At 73.3% G+C, this 16,621-nt stretch carries 13 protein-coding genes; 11 read left to right on the plus strand and 2 right to left on the minus strand.

What is annotated here, in order from left to right:
- Positions 1-92: 92 nt before the first annotated feature.
- Positions 93-2,144, plus strand: a complete 2,052-nt coding sequence (locus tag AB0F98_RS21475) for a protein kinase (RefSeq protein WP_357737886.1) — start codon at positions 93-95, stop codon at positions 2,142-2,144.
- Positions 2,145-2,226: 82 nt separating this feature from the next.
- Positions 2,227-3,894: a phospho-sugar mutase gene (locus AB0F98_RS21480; RefSeq protein ID WP_357737888.1), complete on the plus strand. Its 1,668-nt coding sequence runs from the start codon at positions 2,227-2,229 to the stop codon at positions 3,892-3,894.
- 118 nt (positions 3,895-4,012) lie between these two features.
- Here the strand turns inward: AB0F98_RS21480 and AB0F98_RS21485 are convergent, their stop codons facing one another.
- Positions 4,013-4,690, minus strand: a complete 678-nt coding sequence (locus AB0F98_RS21485; protein WP_357737890.1) for a GPP34 family phosphoprotein — start codon at positions 4,688-4,690, stop codon at positions 4,013-4,015.
- A 146-nt stretch (positions 4,691-4,836) separates the two neighbouring features.
- Positions 4,837-5,469, minus strand: coding sequence for a uracil phosphoribosyltransferase (gene upp / locus AB0F98_RS21490; protein WP_357737892.1), 633 nt, complete (start codon positions 5,467-5,469; stop codon positions 4,837-4,839).
- 142 nt (positions 5,470-5,611) lie between these two features.
- Between upp and deoC the strand changes: the two genes are divergently transcribed.
- From deoC to AB0F98_RS21535, 9 genes are all read left to right on the plus strand, one after another.
- The gene (gene deoC, locus AB0F98_RS21495) at positions 5,612-6,571 is read left to right on the plus strand and encodes a deoxyribose-phosphate aldolase (RefSeq protein WP_357737894.1); all 960 of its coding nucleotides are present in this window, start codon (positions 5,612-5,614) and stop codon (positions 6,569-6,571) included.
- 5 nt (positions 6,572-6,576) lie between these two features.
- Positions 6,577-8,007, plus strand: a complete 1,431-nt coding sequence (locus AB0F98_RS21500) for an aldehyde dehydrogenase family protein (protein WP_357737896.1) — start codon at positions 6,577-6,579, stop codon at positions 8,005-8,007.
- Positions 8,000-8,824, plus strand: a complete 825-nt coding sequence (locus tag AB0F98_RS21505) for an aldehyde dehydrogenase family protein (RefSeq protein ID WP_357737898.1) — start codon at positions 8,000-8,002, stop codon at positions 8,822-8,824. The genes AB0F98_RS21500 and AB0F98_RS21505 overlap by 8 nt, the downstream gene beginning before the upstream one ends.
- 229 nt (positions 8,825-9,053) lie before the next feature.
- Entirely contained in the window at positions 9,054-9,545 is a 492-nt protein-coding gene (locus tag AB0F98_RS21510; protein WP_357737900.1) for a BlaI/MecI/CopY family transcriptional regulator, read from the plus strand.
- A gap of 10 nt (positions 9,546-9,555) precedes the next feature.
- Positions 9,556-10,461, plus strand: coding sequence for a M56 family metallopeptidase (locus tag AB0F98_RS21515; protein WP_357738006.1), 906 nt, complete (start codon positions 9,556-9,558; stop codon positions 10,459-10,461).
- Between the two features lie 125 nt (positions 10,462-10,586).
- A complete protein-coding gene (locus AB0F98_RS21520) occupies positions 10,587-11,834 on the plus strand; it encodes a cytochrome ubiquinol oxidase subunit I (protein ID WP_357737902.1) in 1,248 nt (415 codons plus the stop codon).
- A 9-nt stretch (positions 11,835-11,843) separates the two neighbouring features.
- On the plus strand, positions 11,844-12,851 hold the full coding sequence (cydB, locus tag AB0F98_RS21525) for a cytochrome d ubiquinol oxidase subunit II (protein ID WP_357737904.1): 1,008 nt from the start codon (positions 11,844-11,846) through the stop codon (positions 12,849-12,851).
- Positions 12,848-14,521, plus strand: a complete 1,674-nt coding sequence (gene cydD, locus AB0F98_RS21530; RefSeq protein ID WP_357737909.1) for a thiol reductant ABC exporter subunit CydD — start codon at positions 12,848-12,850, stop codon at positions 14,519-14,521. The genes cydB and cydD overlap by 4 nt, the downstream gene beginning before the upstream one ends.
- Positions 14,521-16,599 (plus strand): ATP-binding cassette domain-containing protein, encoded by a 2,079-nt coding sequence (locus AB0F98_RS21535; protein WP_357737911.1) that lies wholly within the window; start codon positions 14,521-14,523, stop codon positions 16,597-16,599. The genes cydD and AB0F98_RS21535 overlap by 1 nt, the downstream gene beginning before the upstream one ends.
- The last annotated feature ends 22 nt before the right edge of the window (positions 16,600-16,621 follow it).

Here is a 16,621-nt window from a genome sequence, read left to right on the forward strand (position 1 = left end):
CGTCCGAGCGTCGGCTTTCACATCGGGCGTCGGAACAAGCAAGATAGGGAGGTTGTGTCCCAGCCCCCTCGATATCCCCCGGTGGCTTTTCTGTGACTCAGATCCCGACCTGGAGCGGCGGACCTGTCAGTCCCCCCAGCGGACGCGCGGCACCCGGCACCACCATCGGTGGTCGCTACGAACTGCGTTCCGCGGTGGGCAACGGCGGCATGGGAACGGTCTGGCGCGCGACAGACACCCTGCTGCGCCGGGACGTGGCGGTGAAGGAGGTCGTCCTCCCCCCAGGGTTGGCCCCCAGTGACCGCGACGCCATGTACGAACGCACACTCCGCGAGGCCCGCGCGGCCGCCGCGATCCAACACCCCGCAGTTGTTCAGGTCTACGACGTGGTCACCGAGAGCGGCCGCCCGTGGATCGTGATGGAACTACTCGAGGCCCGCAGCCTCGCCGACATGGTGATCGAGGACGGGCCGGTCGCGCCGCGCGTCGTCGCCAAGATCGGAATTGCGCTGCTCGGTGCGCTGGAGGTGGCGCACGCGATCGGCGTGCTGCACCGCGACGTCAAGCCGGCCAACGTGCTGATCTGCACCGACGGGCGCTGCGTACTCACCGACTTCGGTGTGGCCCGGATGCCCACCGACGTGCAGCTCACCACGCCCGGCATGGTGCTCGGCTCGCCGCACTTCATCTCCCCCGAGCGGGCCATGGGCCAGGAGTTCGGCCCGCCCAGCGACCTCTTCTCACTCGGCGTGACGCTCTACACGGCCGTCGAGGGGCGCCCGCCGTTCGACAAGGGCGACCCGATCGAGACCATGCACGCCGTGGTCGAGGACCCGCCCGCCCCGCCCCAGCGCAGCGGCCCGATGACCGGCGTGCTGATGGGTCTGCTGGAGAAGGACCCGGCCCGCCGGATGGACGTGCACGGCGCCCGGGCCATGCTCCGCGAACTGCTGGCCGGCCCACTGAGCAACAACGCCGCCGCCGTGCACTCGATGACCGACCCGTACTCGGTGGTGCCCCTGCAACGGCCGGTCACTCCCCCGCCGGTGGTTCAGCCCGAACCGAAGCCGTCGGGCCAGATCGGTGGTCGGGCCATGCTCGCTCCGGACGAGTCGCTGACCGACCGGCTGGCCGCGTTGCGCCGCGGCGAACAGCCGCAGCCGACCGGCGCCGCAGGCACCGGAGCCCTCGACGAGACGAGCGCCGACGCGCTGGCCGGCCCGCTGCACACGCCCACCGGGGCGATGCCGGGTCCCGGCCTGCCCACCGCCGGTCGCACCTACGGAGGCGCGGACGCCACCCAGCGGGTGGACGCCCACCGTGACGCGACCCAGCCGGTGACCTGGGGTGTCCGGCCGGACGCCACCCAGGCGGTCCCGTACGCCGCCGCACCCGAGGCCACCCAGCGGATGGGCGGCACCTACGGCGGCAGCCAGTGGTCGGTGCCGGGCACCGGGCAGCCGTGGACCTCGCCCGATACCGCGCCCGGCCAGGGCGGGAGCCTGGTCGACCGGGTCCGCCGGATGGGCGCCGAGCTGGTGCGCACGGTCAAGGGGTGGCCGCGCAACATCCAGCTGGCCGCGGCCGGTGGCCTCGCCGTGGTGCTGCTGATCGCGGTGATCGTCGCCTTCACCGGCGGCGACGACACTCCGCCCGCCCCGCAGGCCCAGCCGACCGCCACCGCGCCCGCCGGGCCGGGGGTCGAGATGCAGGAGCACGCCGCCCGGGGCATTCAGGTGATGGTGCCGAAGGGCTGGAAGAAGGCGACCGGCGGCGTCTACATCGACTACATCGACCCGGAGGACAGCGGTCGCAAGGTCCGCGTCCTCACCGAGAAGTTCAGCGGCGACAGCGCGATGCGCTGGGCCGAGATCGCCGCGAACGGGCTCAAGAAGGCGAAGAGCTGCCCCAAGCCGTACAGCCAGCTCGAGATGGCGGAGAAGGAGCTCGCGGGCAAGCCGGCCGCCGAGTTCGAGTACACCTGCGGCGAGGGCGACACCATGCGGCACGGTGTGTGGCGCGGCGTGGTCAGCGACGGCAAGGTCTACTCGTTCTACCTGACCTCCAACGACGCCCGGTTCGCCGAGAGCAAGCCGATCTTCGACGAGATGGTGCGGACCTTCAAGCTCACCGACGCCAGCTGAGCCGAGGTCGGGCCGGAGTGGCGTGACCCGCTGAGCCGGAGGGAACTGTCAGCGGTGCTCCGCCGGCGTGCTATCAAGAGGCATGCCGGCGGACACCACTGACATCGACGACATTCGCGAGCAAGCCCGGCGCTGGCTCGACGACGACCCGGACCCGGCCAGCCGGGCCGAGCTGCGGGCGGTCCTCGACCGGCTGCCGGCGAGCGCCCCGGACCTCGCCGACCGGTTCGCCGGTCCGCTGACCTTCGGCACCGCCGGTCTGCGTGGGCCGCTGCGCGCGGGCCCGAACGGCATGAACCTCGCGGTGGTCACCCAGGCGGCCGCCGGGCTGGTCGGCTGGCTCGCCGCCCAGGGCGGCACCGGTCCGCTGGTGATCGGGTACGACGCCCGGCACGGTTCCCGCGAATTCGCCGAGCGCACCGCCCAGGTCGCCACCGGGGCGGGACGTCCGGCGCTGCTGCTGCCCCGCCCACTGCCGACGCCCGTGCTCGCGTACGCGGTACGCCGGCTCGACGCGGTGGCCGGGGTGATGGTCACCGCCAGCCACAACCCGCCCCAGGACAACGGCTACAAGGTGTACCTGGGCGCCCAGTTGGGTGAGACGCTGGGCGCCGGCGCCCAGATCGTGCCCCCGGCCGACGCCGGAATCGAGACCGCCATCCGGGCCGTCGGTCCGTTGACCGAGGTGCCGCTCGGCCCGGCGGGCCAGGTGCTCGGCGACGACCTGGTCGCGTCCTACGTGCAACAGGTCGCCTCGGTGATCGCGCCGGACGGGTCCCGGGAGCTCTCCGTGGCGTACACCCCGCTGCACGGGGTGGGCGGAGCCGTCCTGACCGCGGCCTTCGCCCGGGCCGGCTTCCCGGTGCCGGGGATCGTGGCCGAGCAGGCCGAACCGGACCCGGAGTTCCCCACCGTCTCCTTCCCCAACCCGGAGGAGCCGGGCGCGGTGGACCTGCTGGTGGCGCTGGCCAACGCGACCGACGCGGACCTCGCCATCGCCAACGACCCGGACGCGGACCGGTGCGCGGTGGCGGTCCGGGACGGCGGATCCGGCTGGCGGATGCTCCGCGGTGACGAGGTCGGCGTCCTGCTCGCCGACCACCTCATGCGTCGCGGGGTGACCGGGCTCTACGCCACCACGATCGTGTCGTCGTCACTGCTGCGGGCGATGTGCGCCGCGCGGGGGCTGCCGTACGACGAGACGCTGACCGGGTTCAAGTGGATCGTCCGCGCCGGCGGCGGGTCGGTACCGCTGGTCTTCGGGTACGAGGAGGCGCTCGGCTACTGCGTCGCGCCGGACCTGGTCCGCGACAAGGACGGGATCAGCGCCGCGCTTACCGTCGCCGAACTGGCCGCCGGGCTGAAGGCGCAGGGGCGCACCCTCACCGACCGGCTCGACGAGTTGGCCGCCGAGTTCGGCGTCCACCACACCGACCAGCTTTCGGTGCGGGTGGACGACCTGCGGCAGATCGCCGACGCGATGGCCCGGATCCGGGCGGCGACGCCGACCACCCTGCTCGGGCACCCGGTCGACACGACCGAGGATCTGCTCCCCGAGGCGGACGTCGTGATCCTGCGTACGGCCACCGCCCGGGTGGTGATCCGTCCGTCCGGCACCGAGCCGAAGCTGAAGGCGTACCTGGAGGTGGTGGAGCCGGTCACGGGCGGAGACGTCGCCACGGCCCGCGACCGCGCGCAGCAGGCGATCACCCGGCTCCGCGCCGAGATCGCCGCCGCCCTCAACCTCTGAACCGCGCGCCTACGCGTCGATCATGAGGGGCGGCGGCGTTCGAAGCGGCGGGCGGGTTGGCGGGCGGAGGTGCGCTCCCGCACCCCGCCGACCTCACGTTCGGCCGCGACCGGAGGGGTTAGCGGCGGGGGCCTAGGGCGGCGTTGACGGCCTGCGCCAGGGCGGCGACGACCAACCCCACGGAGGGGCGGACCACGGAGTCGTCCAGGCTGACCTCGCCGGAGAAGCCGGCGCCGCTGGCGATCTCGGCGAGCCGGTCGCGGGCGGCGTCGGCAGCTCCGTCGCTCAGCCCGAGCGCCGACTCCATGCGCAGTACGGCGACCAGCGTGGCCAGCGCGGCGGTCCGCTCGTCGGGAGCCACGCCGCCGGTGAGCGCGTCGGCCAGCCGGCGTCGGGTGTCGGCTTCGACGGAGGCGTCGACCACCGGGTAGCGGTGCACGTGGATGAAGCCAAGCTCGGTCTCGTCCACGTCCCGGACCACACCCTGGCTGCACAGGTCACCCAGGATCCGGTCGCGTAGGCCGTGCCGGAGCCGCTGCACCCAGGAGGACGGGGTGTGCGGGCTGTCCTCTGCGATCCGGACGAGCACATCGTCGGCGACCGGCTCGCCGGTGGGCGTCGGATCGACCGCGGTCAGGTTCCCGTCGGTGAACGCGATCCGGCCCGCGAGAGCCAACTCGATCAGCACCGCCGCGGCCATCCCCAGGTCGAGGCTGATCCGCGGCATGGTCGCCTTGCCCGTCTCGTCGTCGTACGCGAGGAGGAGCAACTCTTCGGCGAGCGCAACACCAGTCATGGCCGCAGACGCTATCCGGTCCACGCACCCCACGCACCACCTCACTCGCCGGGCGCGCCGACGTCCCCTACGGATGCGCGCTCGTTCACGGAAAGAGGGCCCATTCGGCGTGGAATGAGCCCTCTTTCCGTGAACGAGTGGGCGGGTCAGAAGCGGGGCATGCCGCCGAACTGGCGGTCGCCGGCGTCGCCGAGGCCCGGAATGATGAACTTGCGGTCGTTGAGGCCCTCGTCGATCGAGGCGGTGACCAGCCGCATCGGCAGACCGGAGCGTTCGAGCCGCTCGATGCCGGCCGGCGCGGCGAGCACGCAGAGCACGGTGATGTCGGTGCAGCCGCGGTCGGCCAGCAGGCGGCAGCAGTGCTCCAGCGACCCGCCGGTGGCGAGCATGGGGTCCAGCACCAGCACCGGCAGGCCGGTCAGGTCCCGGGGCAGCGACTCCATGTACGCGCGCGGCTCGAACGTCTTCTCGTCCCGGGCCAGCCCGACGAAGCCCATCGAGGACTCGGGCAGCAGGCCCAGTGCGGCGTCCGCCATGCCCAGGCCGGCACGCAACACCGGCACCAGCAGCGGCGGGTTCGCCAGCCGGGTTCCCTCGGTGCCGGTCACCGGCGTCCGGATGTCGTACCGCTCGACCGGAAAGGAGCGCGCCGCCTCGTACACCAGCATGGTGGTGAGTTCGTGCAGCGCCGCCCGGAAGGAGGCGGAATCGGTGCGCTCGTCCCGCATGGCGGTCAGCCGGGACTGCGCCAGCGGGTGGTCAATGACGTGTACATCCACGATCGCTCAACCTACCGAACGGTTCGCCTCCGGCGTGCGGGTGCGGGCGAGCGGGGCGACGCCGCTCACCCGGAGTGGGCGCTCACCGACGCGGCTGAAGTGACCAAGATCACCGTGTCGATGGATGCGTAGACTTCCTGGCATGACGGCGACACCGACGTCGGCCCGGTCGGACCTCTCCGAGCTGGGACGATCCGAGACCGCTCTGCGGACCTTCCTGCACGGCCTGCCCGGCGTGGACCAGGTCGGCGCGGAGCAGCGGGCGGCACAACTCGGCACCCGCTCCATCAAGACCACCGCCAAGGCCCAGGCGATCGACCTGGCGATCCGGATGGTCGACCTCACGACGCTGGAGGGCGCGGACACCCCGGGCAAGGTGCGGGCGCTGGCCGCCAAGGCGCTGCGCCCCGATCCGGCCGACCCGTCCTGCCCGCACGTGGGCGCGGTCTGCGTCTACCCGGCGATGGTCCCGTACGTCGCCGAGGTGCTGAAGGGCAGCAAGGTGCACCTGGCCAGCGTGGCGACCGCCTTCCCGTCCGGGCAGGCGCCGCTGGAGGTCAAGCTCGCCGACACCCGGGCCGCCGTCGAGGCCGGCGCCGACGAGATCGACATGGTGATCAATCGAGGCGCGTTCCTGGCCGGCCGCTACAAGGAGGTGTACGACGAGATCGTCGCCACCAAGGAGGCCTGCGGGGACGCCCACCTCAAGGTGATCCTGGAGACCGGCGAGCTGGCGACGTACGACAACGTGCGGCGCGCCTCCTGGCTGGCCATGCTGGCGGGCGGCGACTTCATCAAGACCTCCACCGGCAAGGTCCCGGTGGCCGCCACCCCGCCGGTGACCCTGGTGATGCTGGAGGCGGTGCGCGACTTCCGCGCCGCCACCGGGCGGCAGGTGGGCGTGAAGCCCGCCGGCGGCATCCGCACCACCAAGGACGCGATCAAGTACCTGGTGATGGTGAACGAGACCGTCGGCCCGGACTGGCTCGACCCGGACTGGTTCCGGTTCGGCGCGTCCAGTCTCCTGAACGACCTGCTGATGCAGCGCACCAAGCTGACGACCGGTGTCTACGCCGGTCCCGACTACTTCACCCTGGACTGAGCGCGATGTTCGAATACGCCCCCGCCCCCGAGTCCCGCTCGGTGGTGGACATCAAGCCCGCGTACGGGCTCTTCATCGACGGGAAGTTCGTCGACCCCTCCGACGGCGGCAGCTTCAAGTCGATCAACCCGGCCACGGAGGAGGTGCTCGCCGAGATCGCCGAGGCCGGCTCCGGCGACGTCGACCGCGCGGTCCGGGCAGCCCGGACGGCGTACGAGAAGGTGTGGGGCCCGATGCCGGGCCGGGACCGGGCCAAGTACCTCTTCCGGATCGCCCGGATCATCCAGGAGCGCTCCCGCGAGCTCGCGGTGCTGGAGTCGCTGGACAACGGCAAGCCGATCAAGGAGTCCCGCGACGTCGACCTGCCGTTGGTCGCCGCGCACTTCTTCTACTACGCCGGCTGGGCCGACAAGCTGCCCTTCGCGGGCTTCGGCCCGAACCCGCAGCCGCTCGGCGTGGCCGCGCAGGTCATCCCGTGGAACTTCCCACTGCTGATGCTGGCCTGGAAGATCGCCCCGGCGCTGGCCGCGGGCAACACGGTGGTGTTGAAGCCGGCGGAGACGACGCCGCTCACCGCGCTGCTCTTCGCCGAGATCTGCCAGCAGGCCGACCTGCCGCCGGGCGTGGTCAACATCGTCACCGGCGCCGGCGAGACGGGCCGGGCGCTGGTCGAGCACCCGGGCGTGGACAAGGTCGCCTTCACCGGCTCGACCGAGGTCGGCCGGGCGATCGCCCGGTCGGTCGCCGGCAGCCGCAAGAAGCTCACCCTGGAACTGGGCGGCAAGGCCGCCAACATCGTCTTCGACGACGCGCCGATCGACCAGGCCGTCGAGGGCATCGTCAACGGCATCTTCTTCAACCAGGGGCACGTCTGCTGCGCCGGCTCCCGCCTGCTCGTCCAGGAGTCGGTCGCCGACCGGGTGCTGGAGTCGCTGAAGCGGCGGATGGCCCAGCTGCGCCTCGGCGATCCGTTGGACAAGAACACCGACATCGGTGCGATCAACTCGGCGGCGCAGCTGGCGCGGATCAAGGAGCTCTCGGACGCGGGCGCGGCCGAGGGCGCGGAACGCTGGTCGCCCCCGTGCGAGCTGCCGGACCGGGGCTTCTGGTTCGCCCCGACCATCTTCACCGGGGTCACCCAGGCGCACCGGATCGCCCGCGAGGAGATCTTCGGACCGGTGCTGTCGGTACTCACCTTCCGCACCCCGGCCGAGGCGGTGGAGAAGGCGAACAACACCCCGTACGGGCTGTCGGCCGGGATCTGGACCGACAAGGGCTCCCGGATCCTCTGGACGGCCGACCGGTTGCGCGCCGGGGTGGTCTGGGCCAACACGTTCAACAAGTTCGACCCCACCTCGCCCTTCGGCGGATACAAGGAGTCGGGCTACGGTCGCGAGGGCGGCCGGCACGGGCTGGAGGCGTACCTCAATGTCTGAGCGGGTCGCGGTACGCAAGACGTACAAGCTCTACATCGGCGGGAAGTTCCCACGCAGCGAGTCGGGACGGTCGTACATCGTGCAGGACGCCAACGTCGCCCTCTCCTCCCGCAAGGACGCGCGCGACGCCGTGGTCGCCGCCCGCGCCGCCGTGAAGGGGTGGGCCGGCGCGACCGCGTACAACCGGGGTCAGGTCCTCTACCGCGTCGCCGAGATGCTGGAGGGCCGGCGGGAACAGTTCGTGGCGCTGGGCGTGCCGGGCGAGGAGGTGGACGCGGCGATCGACCGCTGGGTCTGGTACGCCGGCTGGTCCGACAAGCTCGCCCAGGTGTACGGCGGCGCGAACCCCGTCGCCGGCCCCTACTTCAACATCTCCGCGCCGGAGCCGACGGGCGTGGTGGCGATGGTCGCCCCGGAGCGGCCGGCGCTGCTCGGGCTGGTCAGCGTGATCGCCCCGGCCATCGTTTCCGGCAACACCGTGGTGGTGACGGCCTCGCCCGCGGAGCCGCTGGCAGCGATCACCCTGGCCGAGGTGCTGGCCACCTCGGATCTGCCCGGCGGGGTGGTCAACCTCCTCACCGGAAAGATCAGTGAGACCGTGCCGACGCTCGCCGCGCACATGGACGTCAACGCCATCGACCTGACCGGTGTCGCTGACGCGGAGCTGGCGGCAGAGCTGGAGATCAAGGCCGCGGAGAACCTGAAGCGGGTGCTCCGGCCGGCACCGGCCGACCACGACTGGTTCGCGGACCCTGGGGTGACCCGGATGACCACCTTGCTGGAGACGAAGACGGTCTGGCACCCCAAGGGGGTGTGAGCCGCGGTTCGGCCGCTGGGTTTCCGGGGAGCCCCGCCCGCTCCGGGCGGTCAGGCTTGATCCCTGCGCGGGCGGGGCTCCCCGGAAACCTCGTCTGGGCGCGGTCCGCGGGAGGGGTCAGCTCGGGTGCACTGCCCTGGGAGGGGTGGGCTCGGGTGGTGCTGCGGTCGGAGGGTCGGCTGGGCGGACTGCGGTGGGGGCGGTCTACTACCGGGGGTAGGATTGCTGTGTGACTCGGCTCGGTGATCTTGAACGTGCGGTGATGGACGTGCTGTGGGACTCGGTCCCGAGCACGTCCGACGGCGTGACCGTGCGCGAGGTCGCCGACGCGCTGGCCGGCCGGGAGTTGGCCTACACCACGGTGATGACGGTGCTGGACCGGCTGGCCGGCAAGGGCATGGTGCAGCGCCAGCGGGAAGGGCGGGCCTGGCGCTACCGGGCCGCGGCCAGCCGGGAGGCGCACATCGCCCAGCTCATGCTCGACGCACTCGACCTCGGCGGCAGCCGGGACGCGGCGCTGGTGCGCTTCGCCCGCTCGGTGACCGGCACGGAGGCCGAGGTGCTCCGCGCCGCCCTCTCCGCCGAGGCCACGGGTGTGGCGCCGGCCGAGCACGCGGCGGGCGGGGCCGGGCGGCCCGGTGCGTTGACCGATCGGGTCGAGGCGCCGACCAGCACGAGGGCCGACCGCTCGACCTCGGCCGACGAGGCAGTGGACAGGTAGGGCGGTGGCCGTGGCGTACGCCCTGCACTTCTCCCTGACGATCCTGGCCTGCTGGGTGACCGCCCAGGTGCTGGCCCGCTCGACCTGGCCGTGGCACAGCCCCCGGGTGGCGATCGTCTGCTGGCAGGCGGTGGGTCTGGCGCTCGGCCTCTCCGCGATGGGTCTGCCGATCGCGCTCGGGGTGAGCGCGTACGACCTTCCCCCTGGCAGCGGGCTCGTCGCTCTCTTCGCCGACCTGCTGCACAACCGGCTCCCCGCCGGGGTCAACGTGCTGCACCTGAGCCTGGTGGGCATCGGGTTCGGGATCGGCGCGGTGCTGCTGACCACGACCGTACGCAGCACCCACGCCGCGCTGCGCGCCCAACGCCGGCACCGGGACCTGCTCGCCCTGGTGGCTCGGGACGACCCGGCCGTGCCCGGCGCACTCGTGCTCGACCACCCGAGTGCGGCGGCGTACTGCCTGCCGGGGGTGAAGCCGCGGGTGGTGGTGAGCGCGGGAACGCTGAGCCTGCTGGACCCCGCAGAGCTGGACGCGGTGCTCACGCACGAGCGGGCGCACGCCCAGGAGCGGCACGATCTGGTGCTGCTGCCGTTCACCGCGCTCGGCCGGGCCCTGCCCTGGCTCCGGTGGGTGCGCCAGGCTCACGAGCGGGTCGCCCTCCTGGTGGAGATGCGGGCCGACGACAAGGCCCGTGAGCTGCACGCCGAGGCTCCCCTGGCCGGCGCTCTGCGCCGGTTCGCGACCGCCGGTCACCGGATCACCCCGGCCGGTGCGCTCGGCCTGGGCGATCGTGACCTTGACGTCCGGGTGCAGCGGCTGCTGGTCGTGGACGAGCCCCGCCGACTGATCGTGGTCACCGCGCTGGCCGTCGCGTCGACGTTGGTCATGCTTCCCATCTCGCTCTTCCTGAGCTGATCCAACTCCGGCAACCACTACTACGCCTTGTCGTATAGTTGACTACGACAAGGCGTAGTAGTTATAGGTAGTAAATCTACGTGTAGGCTCCCTACCAAAAGCGAGCCGACTCGTTGGAGTGCCGGATGGACACCCTGCTCCTCGCCCGACTGCAGTTCGCCACCACGACCTCGATCCACTTCCTCTTCGTGATCGTCACGCTCGGCCTGGTCACCCTGCTGGTCGGTCTCCAGACGGCATGGGTGATCACCGGTAAGCAGAAGTACGAGCGACTCACCCGGTTCTGGGGCCAGCTCTACGTGATCAACTACGTGCTCGGCATCGCCACCGGCATCGTCATGGAGTTCCAGTTCGGCCTGAACTGGAGCGGGCTGTCGCGCTACGTCGGCAACGTCTTCGGCGCTCCCCTGGCGATCGAGACCCTCGTCGCCTTCTTCCTCGAGTCCACGTTCCTCGGCATGTGGATCTTCGGGTGGCACCGGCTGCGGCGCGGCGTACACCTCGCCCTGCTCTGGGGCGTGGCGCTGACCGCGTACGCCTCGGCGTTCTGGATCCTGGTGGCCAACTCCTGGTTGCAGAACCCCGTCGGCTACGAGGTCCGCGATGGCGTCGCGCACCTCACCGACTTCCCGGCGCTGCTCAGCAACCCCACCCTCACCATGGCCTTCGGGCACGTGGTCTCGGCAGCGCTGCTGGTCGGCGGGATGCTGATGGCCGCGGTCAGCGCCGGGCACCTGATCCGCCGCACCTCCGACCACGCGCTGCACCGCACCGGTCTGCGGATCGGGCTCGTCACCGCGGCGCTGTCGATCTCCATGGTGCAGAGCTTCGGGTTCGCCCAGTTCGACCCGGTGGGAAACGTGCAGCCCACGAAGTTCGGCGGCGGCGACGAGGCCCAGGCCATGATCGCCGAGTGGACCGCCCGGTTCGGCCCCGGCGACTACACGCCTCCGGTGCTGGCCAGCGCCGGGCTCGGCTTCATGATCCTGATCGGGTTCACCCTCGGCGCGCTCTGGCTGCTGGTGCCGCTGCTCTGGCGTGACTGGATCATCCGGCTGCGCTTTCCGCTCTGGCTGCTGCTGCTCGCCCTCCCGCTGCCGTTCGTCGCGGCGATCCTCGGCTGGATCGCGCGCGAGGTCGGCCGCCAGCCCTGGGTCGCGTACGGGCTGCTCCCCGTCGACCAGGCGGTCTCGCCCGTCGGCGCTCCGGTCATGCTCACCTCGCTGATCGGCTTCAGCCTGCTGCTCGGCACGCTCGCCGTCACCAACTGGGTGCTCATCGCCCGGCACGCCGCTCGCGGAGCGCACGACCCGGCCCTCGGCCGGCCGCCGGGGCCGCCGATCCACCCCCGTACCGAGCCCGCCTTCGCGTGAGGAGCTGACGTGGAACTCACCTGGTACGTCCTGCTCGGCCTCTTCTTCGGCACCTACCTGGTGCTCGGCGGCTACGACTACGGCGTCGGTCTCTCGCTCGCCCGCAACACCGACCCCGGCCGGCGCCGCGCCGCGCTCAACGCCGTCGGCCCGTTCTTCCTCGGCAACGAGGTCTGGCTGGTGGCGGCCGTCGGCATCCTCTTCGGCGCCTTCCCCGTGCTCGAGGGCGAACTACTCTCCGGGTTCTACCCGGCCGTGCTCGGCGCGCTCGCCGGGGTGATCCTGGTGACCGCCGGGGTACAGCTGCGCAGCCGGCCCGCCCACGAGCGGGTCCGCGCCCGGTGGGACCGGGTGGTGGTGGTCGGCAGCGCGCTCGCCGCCCTGGGCTGGGGGGCTCTGCTCGCCGGGCTGCTCCAGGGCGTACCGCGCGACACCGACGGGCACGTCGTCGGGCTGACCCACCTCGTCACCCCGTTCGCGGCCGCCGCCGGGCTGGCCATGGTCGCGCTGGTGGCGGCGCACGGTGCGACCTTCCTCACGCTCCGGCTGCCGGCCGACGACGCCGCCCGGGCCGGTCGGCTGGCCCGCCGCCTGCTCCCGGTGGCGCTCGCCGCGGTCGGCGTGGCCACCATCGTCGGTCTCCTCTCCGAACGGGTACGGGCGGCCGCGCAGCAGCCGCTGGCCGGCGTACTGCTGGCCGCGCTGCTGGTCACGGCCCTGCTGGTGGCCCGCGCGGCGCTCGCCCGCGGGCGCCCGGGGGTGGCCTTCACCGCCACCGCGGCGGCCCTCGCGCTGCCGGTGGCGCTGGTCGGGGCGACCCTCTGGCCCTACGTGCTGGTCTCCACGACCGACCCGGGCGCGTCGCTGACCGTGGCCGACGCCGCCGCCAGCGCACCGACCTTGCGCCTGCTCGGCTGGCTCGCGATGCCGCTCCTGCCGGCCCTACTAGGCTTCCAACTGATGTGTTGGTGGGTGTTCCGGGGACGGACGGACGGCAGAGCACCGGTGTACTGGTGAACCGCCGCCCCTTCGACCCACGTCTGCTGCGTCGGGTCCCCGCGGCCCGGCGCGATCTCGCCCTGCTCGCCCTGCTGGGCGTGCTCGCGGCGGGGCTGGTCGTCGCGCAGGCGACCACGCTGGCCGCCCTGCTCGCCACGGCGGTCGACGGGCGGCTGGACCGACCCGCGCTGGCCGGCTTCGCCGCCACCGTCGCGGGCCGCGCGCTGCTGGTGTGGGCGCAGGGCACCGTCGCCGCCCGGGTCGCCGCGACGGTCAAGGCCGCGCTCCGCGCCGACCTGCTCGCCGCCGTCGGCCGCAACGGCCCGGGCTGGGTCGCCGGGCAGCGGGCCGGGCAGCTCGCCACGCTGGCCGGACGCGGGCTCGATGCGCTGGACGCGTACTTCACCGGGTACCTGCCGCAGTTGGTGCTCAGCGTCACCGTTCCGCTGGCCGTACTCGCCCGGATCGGGCTCGCCGACTGGAGTTCGGCGGTGATCATCGCGCTGACGCTGCCGCTGATCCCGATCTTCGGAGCACTGCTCGGCTGGCAGGCGCAGGCCGCCACCGAACGCCAGTGGCGCCGCCTCTCGCTGCTCGGTGGGCACTTCCTCGACATGGTCGCCGGGCTGCCCACGCTGCGTGCCTTCGGCCGCGCCCGGGCGCAGGTCGGTGTCGTACGCCGGATGGCCGACGGGCACCGGGTCGCCACCATGCGTACCCTGCGCATCGCCTTTCTCTCCGCCCTGGTCCTGGAGCTGGTGGCCACCCTCTCGGTGGCGCTGGTGGCGGTACCGGTCGGCATCCGCCTGCTCGGTGGCGGAATCGCCCTGCAGACCGCGCTCCTGGTGCTGCTGCTGACCCCGGAGGCGTACCTGCCGCTGCGAGCCGCCGGCAGCCGGTTCCACGCCAGCCAGGAGGGGCTCACGGCGTTGAACGACGCGTTCGGGGTGGAGGCGGGCGCGCCCACCCCGCCCGAAGCGGAGAGCCGCCGCGTTCCCGACGGGCGCGGCGAGATCCGGTTCGAGTCGGTGACCGTCGCGTACGAACGGACCGTCGCGCTGCGCGACGTGACGCTGACCGTACGACCGGGCGAGAAGATCGCCGTGGTCGGGCCCAGCGGCGCCGGTAAGAGCACGCTGCTGGGACTCCTGCTCGGCTTCGTGACCCCGACCAGTGGCCGGATCACCGTCGGCGGCGTGGATCTGGCCGACGTCGACCTGGACGCTTGGCGCCGCCAACTCGCCTGGGTCCCGCAGCGCGCCCACCTCTTCGCCGCCTCGCTGGCCGACAACATCCGCCTCGGCGCCCCCGACACCCCGGACGCGGCGCTCGCCGAAGCGGTCCACGACGCTGCGCTGGACGAGGTGGTCGCCGGCCTTCCCGACGGGCTCGGCACGGTGCTCGGCGAACGCGGGCACGGCCTGTCCAGCGGGCAGCGGCAGCGGGTGGCACTGGCCCGGGCCTTCCTCCGGGACGCGCCGGTGGTGCTGCTCGACGAGCCGACCGCGCGGCTGGACAGCGCCTCCGAGGCGGTGGTGCTGGCCGCCACCCACCGGCTGGTGGCCGGGCGGACGGCACTGCTGGTGGCGCACCGCCCCGCGCTGCTCGCCGACGCCGACCGGATCCTGCGGATCGAGGACGGTCGGGTCACCGAACTGAGCCCCGTACCGACCGGGGAGGCATCCTGATGAGCACCGCACCGCGCGAGCCCGCACCCGGTACCGCCGGTCCCGCACCGGTCGGCCCGGCCGAGATCGACGCCGCCAGGGCCGGTGCGCTCGGCCCCGCCGCCGCCGGTGTGGCCGTTCCGTCGGAGTTCGACATCGCCGGCCCCGCCGCGATCGACCCGACCGCCGGGACCGCCGAGCGCCCCGGTCCCGGCGTCCGGACGGGCGCTGCCGAACGGGCGGTGCTGCGCCTGGCCCGGCCGTACCTCGGCCGCCTGGTCGGCGCCGGACTGCTCGCCGCGGCCACCGAGTTCGCCGGGCTGGCCCTGATGGCGACCGCGACCTGGTTGCTGATGAGCGCCGCCGGGCGGCCCCCGCTGGATCGGCTCACCGTCGCCATCGTCGCCGTACGCGCGCTCGCGATCAGCCGGGGCGTGTTCCGCTACACCGAACGACTGGCCGGGCACGACGCCGTACTGCGGATGATCACCGACGTACGGGCCCGGGTGTTCGCCACGCTCGCCGCCCGCCGTACCGCTCCAGCACGCAGCGGCGACGCGCTGAGTCGACTCGTCTCCGACGTGGAGGCGGTCCAGGACCTGCTGTTGCGGGTACTCGTGCCGGGCGCGGCGGCGGTGCTGGTCAGCCTGGTCGCGGTGGGCGGGGCCGCGCTCATCTCGCCGCCCGCCGCGGGGGTGCTCGCGGTCGGGCTGCTCGTCGCCGGGCTGGCCCTGCCCGTCCTGGCCACCACGCTGACCCGGCGCAGCGCCGCCGAGCTGGCACCCCTGCGCGGTGCGCTGGCCGCCGACGCGATCGACCTGACCCACGGCGCCGCCGACCTCGCCGCGTTCGGCGCCACCGGTTCCGCGCTGCGGGCGGCCACCGGACGCGCCACCCGGCTGGCCCGGCTGGAACGTCGCCTCGCCGCCGCCGGGTTCGCGGTGGACGCCGTCGGCACCCTGGTCGCCGGGCTCACCGCCGCCGCGGTGGTGCTCGTCGCGCTGTCCGCGGGCGTGCCCGGCGTACTCGTCGGTGTGCTGGCCGTGGGCACCCTGAGCGCCGTCGAGATCGCGTTGGCCCTGGTCGGGGCGGCCCGGCAACGTACCCAGCTCGGCGCCGGCCTGACCCGGGTGGCCGTCCTGCTCGGCGACACCGCGATCGGCCGCCCCGCCGTGCCATCGCCCGACACCGCGCCGAGCGGAGCCGCGCCGGCACCGGCGACCGGCCCGACCGAGCCCGACGTACCACCGTCACCCGGGCCCGAGCCGCTGCCCGGCTCGGAACTGCCGCCTCCGGGCGGACCGGCCGCCGGGGCCCGTCCGGGCCTGGTCGACCACGGGCACGACATCCGGCTCGACGAGGTGACGGTCCGGTACCGGCCGGGCGCCGCGCCCGCGCTCGACCGGGTGAACCTCGAACTGCCGGCCGGCCGGCGGATCGCGGTGGTCGGCCCGAGCGGCGCCGGCAAGAGCACGCTGGCCGCCGTCCTGACCGGCGCCGTACGCCCCAGCGGGGGGCAGGTGACCGTCGGCGGACGCGACGTGACGACGTACTCCGAGGACGAGTTGCCGGGGCTGATCGGCGGGCTGCTCGCCGAGGCGTACGTCTTCCACGCCACCGTCCGGGAGAACCTGCTGCTCGGCCAGTCGGTGGCGGACGAGGACGAACTGGTCGCCGCGACCGCCGCCGCCGGCCTGCTCGACTGGGTACGCGACCAGCCCGCCGGCTGGGACACGGTGGTCGGCGAAGAGGGTGGGCAGCTCTCCGGTGGGCAACGGCAGCGGCTGGCGCTGGCCCGGGCGCTGCTGGCCGCACCGCCGGTGCTGCTGCTGGACGAGCCCACCGAGGGGCTGGATCCCACGGCCGCCGACGCCGTGCTCGCCTCGGCACTGGCCGCCACGCCCGCCGGGCACTCGGTGCTGCTCATCAGCCACCGACTCACCGGCCTGGCCGAGTTGGACGAGATCGTGGTGCTCGACGCCGGCCGGGTGTCGCAACGCGGCCGGCACGCCGAACTGGTCGCCTCCCCCGGCTGGTACCGGGACCAGTGGCTGCTTCAGGAGGCCGCTGAACGCGGTTACCTCGCCCTGGCCCCCTGACCGTTCTCCGGGACGGACCAGG

The organism is Micromonospora sp. NPDC023737 (assembly GCF_040639715.1).
In the GTDB taxonomy this organism is placed as follows: domain Bacteria; phylum Actinomycetota; class Actinomycetes; order Mycobacteriales; family Micromonosporaceae; genus Micromonospora.

What these genes read in the sequence shown, in the direction of transcription:
- AB0F98_RS21480 (WP_357737888.1), top strand. Translation starts at nt 2,227, where the DNA reads ATGCCGGCGGACACCACTGACATCGACGACATTCGCGAGCAAGCCCGG.
- AB0F98_RS21485 (WP_357737890.1), bottom strand. Translation starts at nt 4,690, where the DNA reads ATGACTGGTGTTGCGCTCGCCGAAGAGTTGCTCCTCCTCGCGTACGAC.
- deoC (WP_357737894.1), top strand. Translation starts at nt 5,612, where the DNA reads ATGACGGCGACACCGACGTCGGCCCGGTCGGACCTCTCCGAGCTGGGA.
- AB0F98_RS21500 (WP_357737896.1), top strand. Translation starts at nt 6,577, where the DNA reads ATGTTCGAATACGCCCCCGCCCCCGAGTCCCGCTCGGTGGTGGACATC.
- AB0F98_RS21505 (WP_357737898.1), top strand. Translation starts at nt 8,000, where the DNA reads ATGTCTGAGCGGGTCGCGGTACGCAAGACGTACAAGCTCTACATCGGC.
- AB0F98_RS21520 (WP_357737902.1), top strand. Translation starts at nt 10,587, where the DNA reads ATGGACACCCTGCTCCTCGCCCGACTGCAGTTCGCCACCACGACCTCG.
- AB0F98_RS21535 (WP_357737911.1), top strand. Translation starts at nt 14,521, where the DNA reads ATGAGCACCGCACCGCGCGAGCCCGCACCCGGTACCGCCGGTCCCGCA.